The following is a 19,655-nucleotide window of genomic DNA, read 5'->3' as shown; positions in this document are numbered from 1 at the left end:
TTTGATACCATCCTATAAGTTCGAGTCACCAAAGTATGGATTCGATATAAAACTCATCTCAGAACAATTCACTGGAAAAATATCTTTTTTCAGATTCAATTACCCACTAAAAAACCATAGGCAAGATAAGTCATTAAAGTTTATAAGAAACACAAAATACGGTGTTTTATTGAAATTTGATGTCGCCTTGGTAAGGCTATTTAGTTTTTTATTCCGCGTTTTAAACTAACCCTAGTTATTTACATCTTTTTTACATTTAAGCATCCCCGTTTACCACTGGTTTGACTTCCTTTTTTCATCTCGGTTATACATTGGCCGAACGTTAACGAAATATTAACGTCACAATTGGCCGCTATGCGGCCAGACATAGGAAATAATAATAATCGGAGCAACAAGGATGTATAAAAACACAACCGCTTTATCTGTTGCGATAAGCCTTGCGTTAGGGACAGCAGCAGTCGTAGCCCCAGCAACAGCACTGGCAGAAGAGCAACAAGTTGAAAAACTTCAAAAGATGAAAGTTACTGGTTCGCGTATCTCCACGACAGATATGGAAGGTCCTTCACCAGTTACTGTTATTAATAGTAAAGATATTGAATCTAAAGGTTTTAACAGCGCGCAAGACGTGTTGAACAGTTTGACTCAAAACACCGGTGGTGTAATGGCTCAAACGAACTCTTTCTCATTCACACCTGCAGCACAGTCAGTCAACTTACGTGGTCTTGGCGCTTCACGCACATTGATTCTTATCGATGGTCGTCGCCTTCCTCAATACCCACTGGCTCAAGATGGCACATCTAACTTCCAAGACATTGGTCAAATCCCTGTTGCCGCTATCGAGCGTGTTGAAGTAATGACTGATTCAGGTTCCGCTATCTACGGCTCCGACGCGATCGGCGGTGTCGTAAACTTCATTTTAAAGAAAGACTTTGATGGCGTTTCTGTAAAAGTACGTGCGGGTGACGCAACAGATGGTGGCTACCAAAATGGCCGTTTAGACGTTGTTGCCGGTAAAGATTTTGACGATAAACGTATTCTCTTCGTTGGCCAATTTGCGGGCAACGAAATGCTTAAGCAATCTGACCGAGATGATTGGGCTGGCGATGACGGTTCTAGCCGTTCTCAGCTAAGTGGTTATTCTAGCTACGGTGCAAACTTTGAAGGCGCAAACGGAACACTTCTAACACCAGCTGATGCTGGTTCTTCATGTAAAGAAGTCGTTGGTGATGCCGCTATTGAACGAGCGGATGGCAAGTGTGGTGTTAACCGCTCTGCATACCGAACGTTGAAACCAGAGAACAAACAAGTAGACCTGCTTTTACGCGGTGAGATGGACATTAACGACAATGTCACTGCCATGGCAGAAGCGCGCTTTGGCTATAAGTCTACAGAATCTGAATTCGAACCTAACCCATACAGTGTCGAAGTTGATGCCACTCACTTCCGCGGCGAAGGCGAATACACTCGCCGCATGGTCGAATTTGGCCCACGCGAAAGTAACACTGAAGCCGATTCTTTTGGCTTAACCTTAGGCTTGAACGGCCTGCTTGCTGATACGTATGATTGGGACCTATCAGCTGGTTACTCTGAGCAAAGCGTTGAAACAAGCAACCCAGCAATCTTCCTAACTCTTGATCAAGCCGTACAAAATGGCGATGTCGATCTTCTAGGGCCTATCTCTCAAGACGTTGTAAACAAATACAGCGGCACATCAAGCAAAGAAGCCTACTCAAAGCTTTACTCTGTTAACGGCTCACTGGCCGGTGATTTGGTTGAACTGCCTGCTGGTATGTCTGGCTTTGCTGTTTATGGTGAATGGAACCGTACTGACTACAACGAAACGATTGATGCGACAACAGCGGCTGGTGGTTTCTCTGGTCTAGGCGGAACATCAGGTGGCGGTGACCGTGATCAGATTGGTCTTGGTGTCGAAGCCCTAATTCCTATCATTGAAGATTTGGAAATGACTGTCGCTGGTCGTTATGACCACTACTTCGACGACTCGGCAACAGGCGGAGCCTTCACTCCTAAAGTAGCACTAGCATACCGTCCTACTGACACTCTATTGCTTCGTGGTAGCTACGGTCTAGGTTTCCGAGCTCCAGACTTGAAACGACTATTTGGCGATCAAACTCGAGGCTTTGGCTCTGGTTTTGACCCTGTGCTTTGTGCCAACGCTGGTGGTAGCGGCCCACAAGATAAAGATAAGTACCCAGAGTGTGATACTCAATACTTCGATACGCTTAACGGCCCTAACTCTGAGCTGAAAGAAGAAACAAGTACAAACATTAACTTGGGTCTAGCGTGGGAACCTGTGGATGACCTTGGCGTAACCGTTGACTGGTACCACATCAAGATGGAAGACGTCGTAACAGCACCAACTTACCAAGACGTAATTAACGATCCAGGTAAATACCCAGGCACAGAAGTAGTTCGTAATACAGACGGTACAATCAAGTCCGTATCTTACGGCCCAGTCAACCAGTCATATGAAGAGCGTTCTGGTGTTGACCTTGCTGTGAAATATGCTTACGACACTAATGAGTTCGGTTCATTCAATACGCGCGTAGCTGTAACTAAGATCTTGATTGCTGAATATCAAGAAAACGACAGTGAGCCAGTAACGGATGAAAGAGATTTCATGCCTGAATACACCGCAACGTTAAACCTTGGCTGGGCATACGAAGATGTCGCTATCAACCTATTTGGTAAATACCGTGACCGTATGTGTTCAAGCTATGCGAACCGTTACTACTTTGATGACTGTGACTCTGCTAAGAAAGCTGGTTACAAAGCAGAAATCGCGAGCATGACAACATGGAACCTAACGGCTTCTTACCAGTTCAACGAGAGTGGTCGTGTAACTCTTGGTGCTATCAACATGTTTGACAAGGTACCGCCTGCCGATCCTCTAAATGATACCTCTCCATTCTATGCAACTGGATATGACGATCCAATCGGCCGTCAGCTTTACATCGAGGCATCATACGACTTCTAAAAAATATTTGGCGCGGGTTTTCCGCGCCCTTTTCGACTGACTAAAACACTGACAAGGATGCAACCATGAAATTCAAGGAATTTGGTCTCAGTGCCATAGCTGCAGCATTGCTTACTATCAGTAGTAGCTCTGTAGCGGCCAACTCTGGTGCTGTCGTTTCCACACAAGCAAAAGCAAATCAATCTTCAGAAGCTTCGCAACAAAAAATCGACAACTATGCCGAAAGCACTGAAGGCATGTTGGCAGAATACAAAGGCTTACTTCGTCAAATCGACAGTATGAAAGTCTACAACGAGCAAATTAACCGTATGGTTCAATCGCAGCAAGGCGAGTTGGACTCATTAAATAACCAAATTGCTCAAATCGATCAAACGGCAACAGAAGTGGTGCCACTTACATTAAAAATGATCGATGCACTCGACGAGTTTGTGACTCTCGATCTGCCTTTCCAGAAAAAAGAGCGTAATAAGCGAGTTCAAGAACTGCGTCGTCTCATGGATCGCGCCGACGTAACAACTTCAGAGAAATTCCGTAAAGTGATGGAAGCGTACCAAATTGAAGAAGGCTTCTCTCGCTCAATCGAATCTTACAAAGCTAGCCTAGACCGAAATGGTGAAACCGTGACTTACGATTTCCTACGTATTGGTCGCACAGCACTTCTATTCCAATCTCCAGACGGTGGTGAGACAGGTATGTGGAACCAACAAACACGTCAATGGGAAACATTACCAGAAAGCTACCGCATCGCGGTACAGCAAGGCCTTCGTATCGCGAAGAAGCAAGCGCCACCAGCGCTAATCAAACTGCCTGTATTTGCTGGGGAGGAATAAGAGATGAAAGGATTCAAAACGCTAGCCGCTGGCCTACTAGCGAGCTTATTTATGGTTTCTGGCGTACAAGCAGAAGCGCCTAAAAACTTATCTGAACTACTTAAAAACGTAAAATCAGAAAGCATCGTTGAGTCGAAAGAGAACAAAGCCCGTGAAGCTGAGTTCAAGAACAATCGCGATAAGCAAGCGGCATTATTGCAACAAGCTCGCGAAGAGTTAGCAGCGCAGCAAGCACTGGGTGATCAACTTAAAGCAACATTTGATGAAAACGATAAGCAGCTAACTGAACTAACAGAAACCCTACGTGTTCGCTCTGGTACTTTGGGCGAAATGTTTGGTGTGGTCCGCCAGTATGCGGGAGAGTTTAAGGGCTTATTTGCAGCCTCTCAAAACGCTGTTCAGTTCCCAGAGCGTGACGCTCTACTAACGAAACTGGCTGAAAGTAAAGAACTGCCGTCAACACAAGAGCTAGAAGCTTTCTGGCATACCATTCTCCAACAAGTGGTTGCTTCTGGCGAAACTGCAACAACCCAAGCAACGGTTGTTTATGGCGAAGGTAAAGAAGCGGTTCGCGATGTCACTCTTGTCGGTGAATTTAACGCGATTGCCGATGGTAAGTACGTTACTTATGTACCTCAAACAGGTAAGTTCGAAGAACTCTCTCGACAGCCTCGCACCAATATTACACGTCATGTTGCAGGATTTGAGTCAGCGTCAAACAGCTATGAGCCACTGTTTATTGACCCATCCCGTGGTGTAATTCTGTCTCTACTTGTACAAAGCCCTACCGTTCAAGAACGTATTGATCAAGGTGGCATTGTAGGTTACGTCATCCTTGGTATGGGTGCAGTTGGCGCTATCATTGCTCTTGTTTGCTTCCTACGCCTTCAAGTGATTGGCGGCAAAATGCGTAAGCAAGCAAAATCAGAAACCGTGATTCCTGGTAACCCATTGGGTGAAGTTATCCAGGCTTACCAAGAGCACAAAGGTGACAACCTTGAAGATCTGGAAGCGAAGCTTGACGAAATCATTCTACGTAATGCTCCAAGCATTGAACGCTTCATCAGCTCAATCAAGCTATTTGCTTCTGTAGCACCTCTACTTGGCCTACTGGGTACGGTAATGGGTATGATCGGCACATTCCAAGCCATTACTCTGTTCGGTACCGGCGATCCTAAACTGATGGCTGGCGGTATTTCTGAAGCTCTTGTTACTACTATGCTAGGTCTGGTTGTCGCAATTCCATTGCTGTTCCTTTACACCATCGTACACAGCAAAGGTCGTCGTTTGGTTCAAACTCTTGAAGAACAGAGTGCAGGCTTCATCGCTCGCTATCAGGAAAAACTGCATAAAGCCGAAAGCTAAGGAGGCGTTATGTGGTGGTTAGTTGGAGAACTTGAATCAATTAGGCGCTTCTTGGGAATGGGTGGAGATGTACTCGTCGCCATCTTCATCCTCAGCTTTATGCTGTGGGCAGTATTGTTAGAACGTTGGTTCTATTTTGCTGCCGTCGCTCCAAAAGCCATGAAAAAAGCCGTTGGCTCATGGCAAGGGCGCTCAGAGCATCAAAGTTGGAACGCTAAGATGATCCGACAAGAAATCGTTTCTCGTCAGGATATTGAGAATAAAAAGGGACTACCAATCGTGAAAGTATTGATTGCACTTTGTCCCCTACTGGGTCTACTCGGCACCGTTGTCGGCATGATCCAAGTATTCGACATCTTAGCGGTAACAGGAACAGGAAGCCCTCGAGCAATGGCCTCGGGGATCTCAAAGGCAACAATCCCAACTTTAGCCGGGATGGTGGCTTCTCTATCAGGACTGTTCTTTAGTTCACGTCTTGATCATTTAGCCAAAGTCACAACGCAAAAGCTGGAAGACAAGCTAAAGCATATTGCCTGAGTAAATGGAATTAGAGGTATAGGTCATGAAAAGACGCTATAGCAGTGATAGCAGTGATGAAACCGCTATCGATATGACACCGATGCTCGACATCGTATTTATCATGTTGATCTTCTTTATCGTAACAACATCGTTCGTAAAAGAAGCAGGTCTGGAAGTAAACCGTCCGACGGCAAGCTCAGCGCAAACCGTTAAGAAAGGTAACATCATGGTCGCAGTTGGTGCGGCGGGTGATGTTTGGGTTGATAAACGCCGCATCGAAGTGGACGCGGTTCGCGCGAATATTGAACGTCTTCGTGCAGAAAGTCCTGATGGCGCAGTTGTTATCCAAGCCGACACTGAAGCAAATGCTGGCGTAGTCGTGAAGGTTATGGACCAGATCAAAATGGCAGGTGTAGAAAGCATCTCCATTGCCGCAACCAATAAGGATTAAGCTTATGCGGTATCTGGCCTCAATTGCACTGGCGCTCATTGTCTCCCTCGGGTTGTTCTGGGGGATGGACAAGCTAGTAAACAAAGAGCGCCACGAGTTAGTGTCGAATGATGACCTGCGTATGGTCGAGTTTATTCGCATTAAACCAGAAGAAAAAATACAGGAGAAAAAACGCGAACTTCCAAAACCACCACCACCTAAGCGTCCGCCGCCGCCGCCAGAAATGAAAGTGACAGCGACAGTAAAACCGGTGATGGAGCAGACCCCAATGGATATGCCAAAACTTGACCTACCCGTAAATGTTACAGGTGGCTCGGTGCTTGGACATTATAGCCAGGGTGGAGGTGCACAATTAGCGGGTAGCGGAGGTCCGACCCCTCTTGCAACATTCCAGCCTCAAATGCCTAGAAAGGCTGCGAAAGCAGGAATTGAAAAAGGGGTTGTCTTACTAGAGTTTACTGTAAATGCACGTGGTGCCGTAGAGGACATCAAAGTTCTTAAAGAGCAACCACGACGCTTAGGCCTCGGTCGAGCGGCAAGAAAAACAGTCTCTAAATGGACATTTAAACCAAAATTGGTTGACGGGAAACCTGTTAGCTCGCGCCTATCGCAAGAAATAGAGTTCTCAACCAATTAAGGAGTCACCATGAAAAGTTTATGGAAAAGCAAAGTGGCTTCTTTAATTCTCTTCGCAGGAGTGGCAATGGCCGCTCCTACGATGGCAAAAGAAGCTCCTCAGTTATCAGATCGGACATTTCGAACCGTCAACAAAGTGCAAGAGTTGATCGCAACTGAAAAATATTCAGCAGCGAAAGAAAAACTAGCAAGCGCTTTAGAAAGCACAGGTTCGAAAAAATACGACCGAGCAGTTTTACTTCAGCAAACGGGCTTTTTGTATTCGCTACAAGACAATTATGTGCAAGCCGCGAAATACTTTGCCGAGGCATTAAAGCTCGATGCGCTTCCCGTTCCAGTCGCTCAACAAGTTCGCTACAGCTTGGCTCAGCTTTACCTAGCTGAAGAGAAGTACACGTTGTCTGTGAAAACGATGAAGGAATGGTTCAAAGTTGCTGAAACAACCAAAGAGAAGCCTCAAGCTCATGCTTATATCACGTTAGCAAGCGCTTATGTCCAGTTGGAAGATTACAGAAATGCAATCCCACCAACCAAAAAAGCAATTGCGATGAGCAAGAGCCCAAGTGAGTCTTGGTACTTAATTCTCGTTGCCTCTCACTATGAGTTAGGCCAGCTGAAAAGCGTTGCCGGTGTGCTTAAAACCCTTACTTCAAAGTACCCTCAGAAAAAGCGTTACTGGATGCAACTTTCTGGCGTTTATATGGAGTTGGGTCAAGAGCAAAACTCTTTAGCAACCTTAGAAATGGTTTACAAAATGGGGAAACTGGAAGGAGAGAAAGAGTACTTACGTTTTGTAAACTTCTTAGCTTACCAAGGTATTCCATATAAAGCGGCCAAAACTCTTGAGAAGGAGATGGCATCTGGAAACATTGAAAAGACGAAGGAAAACTATGACCGCTTGGCCAGCTTCTGGCAGCAAGCTAAAGAGCTAGATAAATCGATTCTCGCTTATAAAAAGTCATATAACATCGCTCCTTCTGCTAAAACGCAAATTCAGATTGCTCGCTTAATGGTACAAGACAAGCAGTATTCTGAAGCGACTCGCTTTGTAGAAAACGCGGCATCGAATGCCTCTAAAGAGCAAAAGGCAGAACTTGAATACATTCGCGGAATGGCCTATTTCGAGCTTAAACAGCCACAAAAGGCCTTACAGGCAATGAAAGGCGCGGCTCAATCGCCAAAATTTAGGTCTACCGTTAGCCCTTGGATAAATTTCCTAGAATCCCAAGGATAATTTGAAGATTAAGTGTGAGTCAGTCGCACGCCTGGGGAAGTGAAAGCTTCCCCTTTTTTCGTTTGTTTTTGCGCATGCGAGCTCTTTTCAACATTTAAGTAAGACGAAAAGATCAACTGGTAACAAAATAGAGATCATGATACTCTTCGCCTCCATTTTTCTGGCGGGATTATCACCAATATCCATCCCTTTGGTGGTTGATTTATCATTGCCAGTGCTATCGTTATAAGAATGTCGGACTTTCCTTCGGCACTCAATCAATCCAATCAAAAGTGGAACAGTACAATGGGCAAAGGTACTCTCTATATCGTATCTGCACCTAGCGGCGCAGGTAAATCTAGCTTGATCTCAGCGATGTTGGAACGCAATCCAACCTACGCAATGAAAGTGTCTGTGTCTCATACCACGCGTAACATGCGACCTGGTGAAGAAAATGGTGTCCACTACCATTTTGTAGCGAAAGATGAGTTTGAAGCCCTGATCGCTAAAGGTGATTTCCTAGAATACGCTGAAGTGTTTGGTAATTATTACGGCACCTCTCGTGTGTGGATTGAAGAAACGCTAAATAAAGGTATCGACGTTTTTCTAGATATCGACTGGCAAGGCGCACGTCAAATCCGTGAGCAAATGCCTGAAGCCAAAAGCATCTTCATCCTGCCACCATCAAACGGTGAGCTAGAGCGTCGCTTGAACACTCGTGGTCAAGATAGCGATGAAGTGATCGCAAAACGTATGGCTGAAGCCAAGTCAGAAATCTCTCATTACAGCGAATACGACTACGTGATCGTAAACGACGATTTTGATACCGCTTTGATGGACTTTAAAGCCATCTTGCGTGCAGAGAGATTGAAGGAAGAAAAGCAAGCTGCTAAATATAAAGGTATGCTTGACGCGTTGTTAGCAGAGTAACTTCAAAAAAGTCACGCTGTAAAACATAAAGAATTTCTCGTTTTTTGCTCAGTGCGAAAAACACAATAAACTACCTGAGAAAGTCCACAAACGGTGGCTTGTCTAATTGCTAGTAAATAAAGTAGTTAGGTTGTATACTTTCTCGTCATTCTAAAATTTTAGTTAACTATTTGGAGTCCTCATGGCACGCGTAACTGTTCAAGACGCTGTTGAAAAAGTTGGCAACCGTTTCGACCTAGTACTGATTGCGGCTCGCCGCGCTCGTCAAATGCAAACTGGCGGTAAAGATGCACTAGTGCCAGAAGAGAACGATAAGCCAACGGTTATCGCTCTACGCGAAATCGAAGAAGGTTTAATTACTAAAGAAGTTCTAGACGCTCGTGAACGTCAAGAACAGCAAGAGCAAGAAGCGGCAGAGCTAGCGGCAGTAAGCAGCATCGCTCACAACCGTTAATTCTGACTTTAGAATTCAACAACCTCCCGGGCCTATAATTTGTATCTATTCGATAGCCTCAAAGACGTTGCCCAAGAATACCTAACAGAGCCTCAGATTGAGGCTCTGCGTCAATCTTATGTGGTAGCGAGAGATGCCCATGAAGGGCAAACCCGCTCTAGCGGTGAACCATACATCATCCACCCTGTCGCTGTGGCTCGTATCTTGGCCGAAATGCGCCTTGATATCGAAACCCTCCAAGCTGCTTTGCTGCATGACGTCATTGAAGACTGTGATGTAACTAAAGAAGATCTCGAAGAGAAATTCGGCAACACTGTCGCAGAATTGGTTGATGGTGTATCTAAACTGGACAAACTCAAATTCCGCGATAGGAAAGAGGCTCAGGCTGAGAACTTTCGTAAGATGGTTCTGGCCATGGTGCAAGATATCCGCGTCATTCTGATCAAACTGGCTGACCGCACGCACAACATGCGTACGCTTGGCGCGCTTCGACCAGATAAAAAGCGTCGTATTGCTCGTGAAACGTTAGAGATTTACGCGCCACTCGCTCATCGTCTTGGTATTCACAATATCAAAACCGAACTCGAAGAGCTGGGCTTTGAAGCGCTATATCCCAACCGCTACCGCGTACTAAAAGAAGTGGTTAAAGCCGCACGTGGTAATCGTAAAGAGATGATCCAACGCATTCACAGCGAAATAGAAGGCCGTCTGCAAGATTTTGGCTTGAACGCTCGTGTGGTTGGTCGTGAGAAAAACCTGTTCTCTATCTACAACAAGATGAAAACCAAAGAACAGCGCTTTCACACCATCATGGATATCTATGCGTTCCGAGTCGTTGTTGATACCGCTGATACTTGTTATCGCGTTTTAGGCCAAGTACACAGCTTGTATAAGCCACGTCCTGGTCGCATGAAAGATTACATCGCGGTACCAAAGGCGAACGGCTACCAGTCGCTACATACTTCTATGGTTGGCCCACACGGCGTACCTGTTGAAGTTCAGATCCGTACTGAAGATATGGATCAAATGGCGGACAAAGGTGTCGCGGCGCACTGGTCTTATAAAGACAAAGGCGATAAGTCTGGCACCACTGCGCAAGTGAAAGCTCAGCGTTGGATGCAAAGCCTGTTAGAGCTACAACAAAGCGCAGGTAACTCATTCGAATTCATTGAAAACGTAAAATCGGATCTGTTCCCAGATGAGATTTACGTCTTCACACCAAAAGGTCGTATCGTTGAATTGCCTTTAGGCGCAACGGCCGTCGACTTTGCCTATGCCGTACATACCGATGTAGGCAACTCTTGTGTTGGTGCTCGTGTTGACCGTAACCCTTACCCATTGAGCAAGGCATTGAAAAACGGTCAGACGGTGGAAATTATCAGTGCCCCTGGTGCGCGTCCGAATGCGGCATGGCTGAACTATGTCGTGACTTCTCGTGCCCGCACTAAGATTCGTCAAGTACTGAAAACAATGCGTCGTGAAGAGTCGATTACTTTAGGTCGTCGCCTACTTAATCACGCACTTGGTCGTCACTCGATTGATTCAATTTATCCAGAAAATATCCAAGAAGTCTTGAATGATCTTCGCCTAGAAAGCATCGATGATTTATTGGCAGCTATTGGATTGGGTGAGTTGATGAGCATTGTGATTGCACGTCGTCTCCTTGGTGATACCGAAGAGCTCACGACAACAAGCTCAATCCCAACGGACTCGAAGAAGAAGCTTCCGATTCGTGGCGCAGAAGGCTTATTGCTGACGTTTGCAAATTGTTGTCATCCAATCCCAGATGATCACATTATTGCTCACGTATCGCCTGGTCGTGGTTTAGTGGTTCACCGAGAAACATGTCCAAACGTTCGCGGTTATCAGAAAGAGCCAGACCGTTATATGGCTGTCGCTTGGTCTGACGACTACGATAAAGAGTTCATTGCTGAACTTAAAGTCGACATGCTTAACAACCAAGGTGCTCTTGCAGAACTGACCAACGTGATCTCGAAAACAGGGTCAAACATTCATGGTCTTTCAACGGAAGAGCGTGATGGTCGTTTGTACACTGTGACTGTGCTGTTGACGACGAAAGATCGCGTCCACCTTGCTGGCATCATGCGTAAGATTAAGGCAATGCCTCAAGCAACCCGAGTCAGACGCAGAAAGAACTAACCTCTATCGCCACCTACTCTGTTAGGTGGCGATTTTTTATACCTCAATAAATATGAACCTAGAACGTTACAACCGCATTCACCAAGTCCTAAAAACTCGCCAAACTGATCTGACACTTTGTCTCGAAGAAGTGCATAAGCCAAACAACGTTTCTGCCGTGATCCGCACCGCTGACGCGACAGGTTTACACAAAGTTCATGCCATTTGGCCTGATAAAATGCGTACGCTGAGCCATACCTCAGCAGGCGCGCGTAACTGGGTTGAAGTGGATACTCACGATTCGATTGAAACTGCGATTACCGAACTCAAAGCGCAAGGTATGCAGGTTTTGGTGACCAACCTTTCGGACACCGCCGTCGACTTTCGCGAAATCGACTACACCAAACCAACGGCCATTATTTTAGGCAGCGAAAAAGTTGGCGCTTCAGAGCAAGCCAAACAACTTGCCGATCAAGACATAATTATCCCGATGGTAGGCATGGTGCAGTCACTAAACGTATCGGTTGCCAGTGCCGTAATTTTGTATGAAGCGCAACGTCAACGTGAAGCCGCAGGCATGTACGACCGAGAAGAAAGCGCTCTGCCTAAAGAGAAAATCAACCGTATTCTCTTTGAACGTGGTCACCCTGTTCTGGCAAAAGTCGCGAAACGAAAAGGGCTCGTTTACCCACCACTCGATGAAGAAGGTCAAATCATCGCCGATGACGCGTGGTGGCAAGAGATGCAAAGCAAGTAACAGACTTTCGTCATCCTGAACAGCGACGAAGGAGCGTGATTTAGGATCTAATTCCCGAGAGTGCTGATGCTGATAGTGTTAACTTCAACGACATACTTGTTGGAAATAGATTCCTGATGTCGCTAGGCTCCTCGGAATGACAGGTTATAAGTCAAATCATGACACTAACTAAAGCATGACTATTTTTTCCTGTACAAAAACACAGCTCCATGGTTAACATACTGCTATGTTAACCATTTTCTTGAGCCCTCTATGTCCGCCCAAATGTTATCTGCCGTCCCATTAACCTCCCTTTCTGGGGTTGGCGCGAAAGTCGCAGAAAAACTCGCCAAAGTTGGCTTACATAGCGTTCAAGATTTGCTGTTTCACCTTCCGTTACGATACGAAGATCGTACCCGTATTTACCCTATTGCCAAACTGCATGCTGGCCTTTGGGCGGCCGTGCAAGGCAAGGTCATGGCAGTCGATACCATCTTCGGTAAGCGCAAAATGTTAACGGTAAAAATCAGCGACGGTAATGGCACTATCACGCTGCGCTTTTTCAACTTTACCGCGGCCATGAAGAACAATTTCACACAAGGTAAGTTAGTACATGCTTACGGTGAAATTAAGCGCGGTGGCATGGGCTTGGAAATTGTTCATCCTGACTACAAGTTTTACGTCAGCGATCAAAAGCCCGATGTAGAACAGAGCTTAACCCCTGTTTATCCCACTACAGATGGTTTACGCCAAATCACATTGCGCAACCTTACCGAACAAGCTTTAGCGCTGCTTGATAAAACCGCAGTGCAGGAATTACTTCCAGCCGGGCTGTATAACCATCAAATCACGATGTCGCAAGCGCTGCACACCATTCATCGCCCACCACCAACCATTAATTTAGATGAGTTTGACGAAGGCAAACATCCTGCTCAAATCCGCTTGATCATGGAAGAGTTGCTCGCACAAAACTTATCGATGCTGGCGGTGCGTAGCAAAGGCCAGAAGGATTCAGCGTTACCTCTCGGTCCTTGCAATAAACTAAAAACGCAGCTTTTAGCCCAACTGCCTTTCTCTCCTACGAACGCTCAAACCCGAGTAGTACAAGAGATTGAAACCGATTTAGAAAAACCCCACCCAATGATGCGCCTAGTGCAAGGTGATGTGGGATCGGGGAAGACGTTGGTTGCCGCTCTGGCCGCCGTTCGTGCCATTGAGCACGGCTATCAGGTGGCACTCATGGCACCAACCGAACTATTGGCTGAGCAACACGCGATCAACTTCGCCAACTGGTTTGAAACAATGGACATTCAAGTCGGTTGGTTAGCGGGCAAACTCAAAGGTAAGGCAAAGGAAGCCGAGCTGGCTCGCATTGCCAGTGGTGAAGCACAAATGGTAGTGGGTACTCACGCGCTATTCCAAGAGCACGTTGAATTTCATCACCTTGCTTTGGTCATCATTGATGAACAGCACCGCTTCGGTGTCCATCAGCGATTAGAGTTACGTGAAAAAGGCGCAAAACAAGGCGCCTACCCACATCAGTTGATCATGACGGCAACGCCTATTCCTCGCACGTTAGCGATGACCGCATACGCTGACCTGGAAACTTCCGTGATTGACGAACTGCCTCCGGGTCGAACGCCGATTCAAACCGTCGCCATTCCTGACACAAAACGTGACGACATCGTCGAGCGTGTCCGAAATGCCTGTTTAAACGAAGGTAAGCAGGCATATTGGGTGTGTACTCTGATTGATGAGTCGGAAGTATTAGAAGCACAAGCCGCGGCTGATACCGCTGAAGAGCTTCAACGTAAGCTACCGGACGTAAAAATTGGTCTAGTACACGGCCGAATGAAGCCGGCAGAGAAACAAGCGGTGATGCAAGATTTCAAAGACAATAAGCTACATTTGCTGGTCGCAACGACCGTGATAGAAGTGGGCGTAGACGTGCCAAACTCTAGCTTGATGATCATCGAAAACCCCGAACGTCTCGGTTTAGCACAATTACACCAGCTAAGAGGTCGCGTGGGCCGAGGTTCCGTTGCTAGCCATTGTGTGCTGCTTTACCACTCTCCACTGTCGAAAACTGCGCAAAAACGTCTCGGAGTACTGCGTGAAAGTAACGATGGTTTCGTCATTGCACAAAAAGACTTAGAGATTCGTGGCCCAGGCGAACTATTGGGTACAAAACAGACTGGTCTTGCTGATTTCAAAATCGCAGACTTAGTTCGAGATCAACGTCTGATTCCCGAAGTTCAGCGTATTGCGCGTCATATTCATGACAATTACCCGACTAATGCAACAGCGATTATCGATCGCTGGTTGGGTGAGCGGGATATTTACTCCAAAGCGTAATGATTGAAAGCGAGCCAAATGGCTCGTTTTTTAATACGCTAAAAACCAAAGCAATCGTTTGCTTTTTAGGTAAATCTCTCTATAATCGCGCACAAATTTTTAAGTGTGTTGCATCACACTCCACCAACCTGAGTTGACTCTGATTAACAGCAATCACAGGTAACGACGTCAACTCCACCCTGCTCTCCCATTCAGCGAGATCTGGGAATATATTGCGACTAGCGAGACAAACAATGACAACTTCAAACCGATCTTCGGAACTGGTCTATCAACTCAATGATCGACCACCTTTGCCTCAAACCATTTTTGCCGCACTTCAGCACTTATTGGCGATGTTCGTCGCGGTTATCACTCCGTCACTGATCATCTGTCAGTCTTTGGGTGTACCAGCAGACCAAACGAATACCATCATCAGCATGTCTTTATTTGCGTCAGGCGTGTCTTCGTTTATTCAAATTCGCACCTTTGGCCCAATTGGCTCTGGTTTACTCTCTGTTCAAGGCACCAGCTTTAACTTTTTAGGTCCTATTATTGGTGCAGGCCTATCGCTGAAAGCAGGTGGAGCAGACATCAGCACCATGATGGCAGCCATTTTTGGTACGATTTTAGTGGCATCATTTGCAGAGATTTTCCTATCTCGCGTATTAGAGCATGCCCGTCGCATTATCACTCCGCTCGTTTCAGGCATTGTCGTCACTCTTATCGGCCTCACACTGATTCAGGTCGGCTTAGTATCAATGGGCGGTGGCTACGCAGCATTAAATGAGGGAACCTTCGGCAGCTTAGACAAACTTGCTCTGGCTGGGACGGTACTTGGATTAATTGTGATTTTAAACCGCTCTAAAAACCCATACACCCGTGTGGCTTCGATTGTGATTGCGATGCTGGTAGGCTATATCATGGCGTATTTTATGGGGATGGTAGATACTTCTCAGCTAGGCACAACCGAGATCGTAGCACTACCGGTACCAATGCAATATGGCTTATCGTTTGACTGGTCTCTGTTCATTCCGCTGGTACTGATTTTCTTTATTACCGCACTAGAAGCCATCGGCGATATTACCGCCACATCCGAAGTGTCTGGCGAGCCAGTCAAAGGCCCTGTGTACATGAAACGCATTAAGGGTGGTGTGTTAGCAGACGGCTTAAACTCTGCAATCGCAGCCGTGTTTAACAGTTTCCCGAACTCCACCTTTAGCCAGAATAACGGCATCATCATGCTAACAGGGGTTGCGAGCCGTTACGTGGGTTACTTTATTTCTGGCATGTTAGTGATTCTTGGCTTGTTTCCTGGTGTCGCTAGCTTTGTTCAGCTGATTCCTGAGCCAGTACTTGGCGGCGCAACGATTGTCATGTTTGGTACGATTGCTGCCGCTGGTGTGCGTATTATCTCTCGTGTTGAGCTCGATCGCCGCGCAATTCTGATCATGGCCTTATCCTTCTCAATGGGGCTTGGTATCGCGCAAAAACCAGAGATTCTGCAATTCATGCCAGAATTTATTAAGAGTATTTTCTCCACTGGCGTTGCTGCAGGTGGTATCACAGCGATCATCTTAAACCTACTTCTGCCAGAGAAACTGGAAGACGAAGATGAACTTCCTCAAGAAGTGAAAGAGTCTTAATAAGATTGTAGAGAAAAGCAAAGCCCAACCTGTTTAGGTTGGGCTTTTTGTTTTAAATGGTACAGTCACCGACTTACTTGGTAGGAAAGCTGATTTGAGCGATTAAACCGCCTTCACTGCGATTACGCATCACCACAGAGCCTGAATGCTGGCTGATTATACGCTTCACAATCGCCAACCCGAGCCCAGTGCCTTCACTGCCGCGAGCTGTGTCACCACGCGTAAAGGGTTCAAATAATTTTGCGATTTGAGAATGCTCGATACCCGGTCCGTTGTCTTCTACCGATATCCACACTAGCTGCTTATCTGCTGTCACACCGGTACTGATTTTGACCCAGCCATTGCCGTAACGCAGTGCATTGACAACTAAATTACTGATCGCCCGTTTAATCGCAATGGCGCTTCCTTTAGCTGGTGGCAGGTTAGGATTAAGATCCGTTTCAATTTCAGCCTCATAGCCACCTTCAGAACTGGCGACGTCACTGGCAATCGTACTGATATCAACCGCTTCAAACGATTCTTTGTTCACCGGTTTGAGGTAGTCCATAAACTGACTAATGATCTCATTACACTCTTCCGTATCGCTAATGATCCCTTCAGCAAGGTAGCTGTCCTCGGGAGACATCATTTCTGTCGCTAAGCGAATGCGCGTCAGCGGTGTTCGCAAGTCATGGCTAATCCCCGCCATTAATAGGGCGCGATCTTCTTCGAGCTCCTGAATGCCTTTGGACATTTGATTAAACGCTCGGGTTACAGAGCGAATCTCCGATGCGCCTTTTTCTGCCAACGGTAGCGGGATTTCACCTCGACCGACGTCTTTCGCGGCTCTCTCTAAAGCCAAAAGTGGGCGGTTTTGTAAACGAATAAACAACCAACCACCAGCAATGATCAGCAGCGCCATAATCAAGCTGTTACGAAACAGCGGTGCAAAATCTTCTTCTTGCAGCTCAGATAAAGGAATACGAATGATGGAGTTCGGCAACTTTTCGATGTGCATCCACAAGATGTAACTTTCATCACCAAGCAATAAGCGCACTTCGGTCGGCGAACCTAGCTCTTGGCTCATTTCTTCAGACATCAAATCAATCGACATCGCGTGATGAAATTCAACCGCTTTATCGCTGTCAAGGCTGTGAACCGTCACCCCCAGCCTTTCTAATAATTGACGTCTCAGCGGTGCATCAGATTTTAATGGCCCTTCATCATCAAGCACCAAATTAAGCTCATGGGCGAGAATTTTATTGAACTGCTGCAAACTCGGCATCAACGCGTAGTTAAAAACGGCGTAGTAAGAGAAAACTTGGCTAGCGAGGAGCAAAGAGATGAACAGCAGAATAGATTGTGTCAGTGAACTTCGGATGCGCATGGAACGTTCCTGGTGGTCCTAATCGCGAAATTTCAGCCTTCGAAGGGAAGGACTTGAAGGCTGAAGTTGCTATAGCCAAGTGCTGGCTATTGAGTGAGGAGATTACACCTCTTTGCCGTCTGGGACGAAAACGTAACCTAACCCCCACACGGTTTGAATGTAGCGTGGCTTGCTTGGATCGTCTTCTAACATGCGACGCAAACGTGAGATTTGCACGTCAATAGAACGTTCCATCGCAGAATATTCACGGCCACGTGCCATGTTCATCAATTTGTCTCGTGACATCGGCTCTCGCGCATTCGTCACGAGCGCTTTCAGGACAGCAAACTCTCCTGAGGTCAGTGGCATTGCCTCGTCACCGCGGAACATCTCGCGAGTGCCTAGATTGAGTCGGAACTCGCCAAACTCCACTACTTTTTCTTCGGTGCTTGGCGCACCCGGCAACTCTACGGTTTGACGGCGTAGTACGGCTTTAATGCGAGCGAGTAATTCACGTGGGTTAAATGGTTTTGGCAAATAATCATCCGCCCCCACTTCCAGACCCACAATGCGGTCCACTTCATCACCTTTCGCGGTGAGCATTAAGATTGGCAGCATGTTGTTCGCGTGGCGTAGACGACGACAAATCGACAAACCGTCTTCACCTGGCAACATTAGGTCCAGCACCATTAAGTGAAAGTTTTCGCGCGTTAGTAGGCGATCCATCTGTTCGCCATTGGCGACACTTCGGACCTGAAAACCTTGCTCAGAAAGGTAACGCTCCAATAGAGCACGTAAACGAGCATCGTCATCAACCACTAAAATTTTATGATTTTCTTGCATTGAAACATCCTTTCAGAAGCATCTATTGTCGAAAATGTATCACTGTTTTTCCTAACGTGCTCAAGCAAATTGTTACTCTTTTTATCTTAAGCGCTTTATTTTCTCTCTAGCAGGTATTTTCAGCACCTACTATTGGCCATAATTCCATTCCAGTTCACGTTTGGCCTCAAGTAACTCTTGTTGTGCTTCTGCCAATTTGTGACGTTTTTTCTCGATTTTGTCTGCTTTCCCTGAACGCTGCGCTTCCGCTAGTTCTTGCTCACGCTCCTCAACGTCTCGCACCTTTTCGTCCACTTCCGCTTGCAGTTCTTGACGCAGTTCACCTTCCGAACATTCATTCTGGATAGCGGTAAGTGCCTGTTCTAAGCCTTTAATTCGATGTTCATTACCTTGTGCTTTCGCATACTCAAGCTGCTGTTCTACCGCTAACTCTTTGGCGTCACAGCCTTTCACTTCATCTTGAGCAAAAACTGAGAGTGAGAATCCTATTGTTAGTGCAGCGCTACACATGACTGCTTTGTTCATTTTACTTCTCCGATAAAGGCACCATGCCTTTGTATCCAATAAGCTGACGTTGAGACTCAAGTCACTTCTAGTGAACTTCAAGAGACTTGAATCGGTGATAAAGCCTCAGTCTTCCAAGGCTGGTTTGTTGTATTCAATCGAGTTAATGAACCACTCTTTTTCACCTTCTGGGGTTCGCACCGTGAACTCTTCATCCACTTGTTTTTTCAACATCGCTCGCGCCATAGGTGAATCGATAGAGATGTAGTCTTTCGCATCTCCATAAATCTCTTCAGGCCCAACAATGCGGAACTTCTTCACCTCTCCTGCCTCATTTTCTATTTCAACCCAAGCACCAAAAAAGACTTTGCCTTCTTGCTGCGGAGAATAGTCAACGATCGTGACTTCAGGCAGAAACTTGCGAAGAAATCGAACACGACGGTCGATCTGACGAAGCAGACGTTTGTTGAAGGTGTAATCCGCATTTTCTGAGCGATCGCCCAGGCTCGCCGCCCAGGTGACGATTTTGGTGATTTCAGGACGCTTTTCATTCCAAAGGTAATCATGCTCTTGTTTGAGTTTGTTATAACCTTCACGGGTAATCAGCTTAGTTTTCAAGTTAACTCCTATCTCAACTAAAAAATGCCGCTCTTGAGCAGCATTAAGGAGATGATATACCCAAAGCACTGGCTTCGTTCGGGCTTTGGGTATCAAG

General features: G+C 46.3%; 17 protein-coding genes. 13 read left to right on the top strand and 4 right to left on the bottom strand.

Going from position 1 to position 19,655, the window contains the following annotated elements; all coding sequences use genetic code 11:
* Positions 1-397 precede the first annotated feature (397 nt).
* The 13 genes from ACWYVB_RS13440 (at position 398) to ACWYVB_RS13380 (ending at position 16,248) form a co-directional block, all read left to right on the top strand.
* Entirely contained in the window at positions 398-2,998 is a 2,601-nt protein-coding gene (locus ACWYVB_RS13440; RefSeq protein WP_047009405.1) for a TonB-dependent receptor plug domain-containing protein, read from the top strand.
* A 65-nt stretch (positions 2,999-3,063) separates the two neighbouring features.
* Entirely contained in the window at positions 3,064-3,828 is a 765-nt protein-coding gene (locus tag ACWYVB_RS13435) for a DUF3450 domain-containing protein (RefSeq protein WP_104971145.1), read from the top strand.
* 3 nt (positions 3,829-3,831) lie between these two features.
* Positions 3,832-5,193: a MotA/TolQ/ExbB proton channel family protein gene (locus tag ACWYVB_RS13430; protein WP_065275018.1), complete on the top strand. Its 1,362-nt coding sequence runs from the start codon at positions 3,832-3,834 to the stop codon at positions 5,191-5,193.
* A gap of 9 nt (positions 5,194-5,202) precedes the next feature.
* On the top strand, positions 5,203-5,730 hold the full coding sequence (locus ACWYVB_RS13425; RefSeq protein ID WP_005379363.1) for a MotA/TolQ/ExbB proton channel family protein: 528 nt from the start codon (positions 5,203-5,205) through the stop codon (positions 5,728-5,730).
* 25 nt (positions 5,731-5,755) lie between these two features.
* Positions 5,756-6,163: an ExbD/TolR family protein gene (locus tag ACWYVB_RS13420; RefSeq protein WP_005379359.1), complete on the top strand. Its 408-nt coding sequence runs from the start codon at positions 5,756-5,758 to the stop codon at positions 6,161-6,163.
* A 4-nt stretch (positions 6,164-6,167) separates the two neighbouring features.
* Positions 6,168-6,800, top strand: a complete 633-nt coding sequence (locus tag ACWYVB_RS13415; protein WP_006741809.1) for an energy transducer TonB — start codon at positions 6,168-6,170, stop codon at positions 6,798-6,800.
* A 9-nt stretch (positions 6,801-6,809) separates the two neighbouring features.
* Positions 6,810-8,033 (top strand): tetratricopeptide repeat protein, encoded by a 1,224-nt coding sequence (locus tag ACWYVB_RS13410; protein WP_395196853.1) that lies wholly within the window; start codon positions 6,810-6,812, stop codon positions 8,031-8,033.
* Positions 8,034-8,318: 285 nt separating this feature from the next.
* Positions 8,319-8,942 (top strand): guanylate kinase, encoded by a 624-nt coding sequence (gene gmk, locus ACWYVB_RS13405; protein WP_005394946.1) that lies wholly within the window; start codon positions 8,319-8,321, stop codon positions 8,940-8,942.
* Positions 8,943-9,123: 181 nt separating this feature from the next.
* Positions 9,124-9,396, top strand: a complete 273-nt coding sequence (gene rpoZ, locus ACWYVB_RS13400; protein ID WP_005379346.1) for a DNA-directed RNA polymerase subunit omega — start codon at positions 9,124-9,126, stop codon at positions 9,394-9,396.
* Positions 9,397-9,435: 39 nt separating this feature from the next.
* On the top strand, positions 9,436-11,556 hold the full coding sequence (spoT, locus tag ACWYVB_RS13395) for a bifunctional GTP diphosphokinase/guanosine-3',5'-bis pyrophosphate 3'-pyrophosphohydrolase (protein WP_005394948.1): 2,121 nt from the start codon (positions 9,436-9,438) through the stop codon (positions 11,554-11,556).
* A gap of 52 nt (positions 11,557-11,608) precedes the next feature.
* Entirely contained in the window at positions 11,609-12,292 is a 684-nt protein-coding gene (trmH, locus tag ACWYVB_RS13390; RefSeq protein ID WP_395196852.1) for a tRNA (guanosine(18)-2'-O)-methyltransferase TrmH, read from the top strand.
* A 252-nt stretch (positions 12,293-12,544) separates the two neighbouring features.
* On the top strand, positions 12,545-14,626 hold the full coding sequence (gene recG, locus ACWYVB_RS13385; RefSeq protein ID WP_258619738.1) for an ATP-dependent DNA helicase RecG: 2,082 nt from the start codon (positions 12,545-12,547) through the stop codon (positions 14,624-14,626).
* Between the two features lie 233 nt (positions 14,627-14,859).
* Positions 14,860-16,248 (top strand): uracil-xanthine permease family protein, encoded by a 1,389-nt coding sequence (locus ACWYVB_RS13380; protein ID WP_258683467.1) that lies wholly within the window; start codon positions 14,860-14,862, stop codon positions 16,246-16,248.
* Between the two features lie 73 nt (positions 16,249-16,321).
* Here the strand turns inward: ACWYVB_RS13380 and envZ are convergent, their stop codons facing one another.
* From envZ to greB, 4 genes are all read right to left on the bottom strand, one after another.
* Complete coding sequence (gene envZ / locus ACWYVB_RS13375) at positions 16,322-17,614, bottom strand: two-component system sensor histidine kinase EnvZ (protein WP_395191882.1); 1,293 nt, start codon at positions 17,612-17,614, stop codon at positions 16,322-16,324.
* A gap of 102 nt (positions 17,615-17,716) precedes the next feature.
* On the bottom strand, positions 17,717-18,436 hold the full coding sequence (gene ompR, locus ACWYVB_RS13370; RefSeq protein WP_005394960.1) for an osmolarity response regulator transcription factor OmpR: 720 nt from the start codon (positions 18,434-18,436) through the stop codon (positions 17,717-17,719).
* Between the two features lie 129 nt (positions 18,437-18,565).
* Entirely contained in the window at positions 18,566-18,961 is a 396-nt protein-coding gene (locus tag ACWYVB_RS13365) for a DUF1090 domain-containing protein (protein WP_395191881.1), read from the bottom strand.
* A gap of 105 nt (positions 18,962-19,066) precedes the next feature.
* Positions 19,067-19,558 carry a transcription elongation factor GreB gene (greB, locus tag ACWYVB_RS13360; RefSeq protein ID WP_005394962.1) on the bottom strand — a complete coding sequence of 164 codons (492 nt, stop codon included), beginning with the start codon at positions 19,556-19,558 and terminating at the stop codon, positions 19,067-19,069.
* Between the last annotated feature and the right edge of the window lie 97 nt (positions 19,559-19,655).

The sequence above is a fragment of the Vibrio sp. JZG10 genome, assembly GCF_054064075.1.
This window is presented reverse-complemented; position numbering and strand designations above follow the sequence as displayed.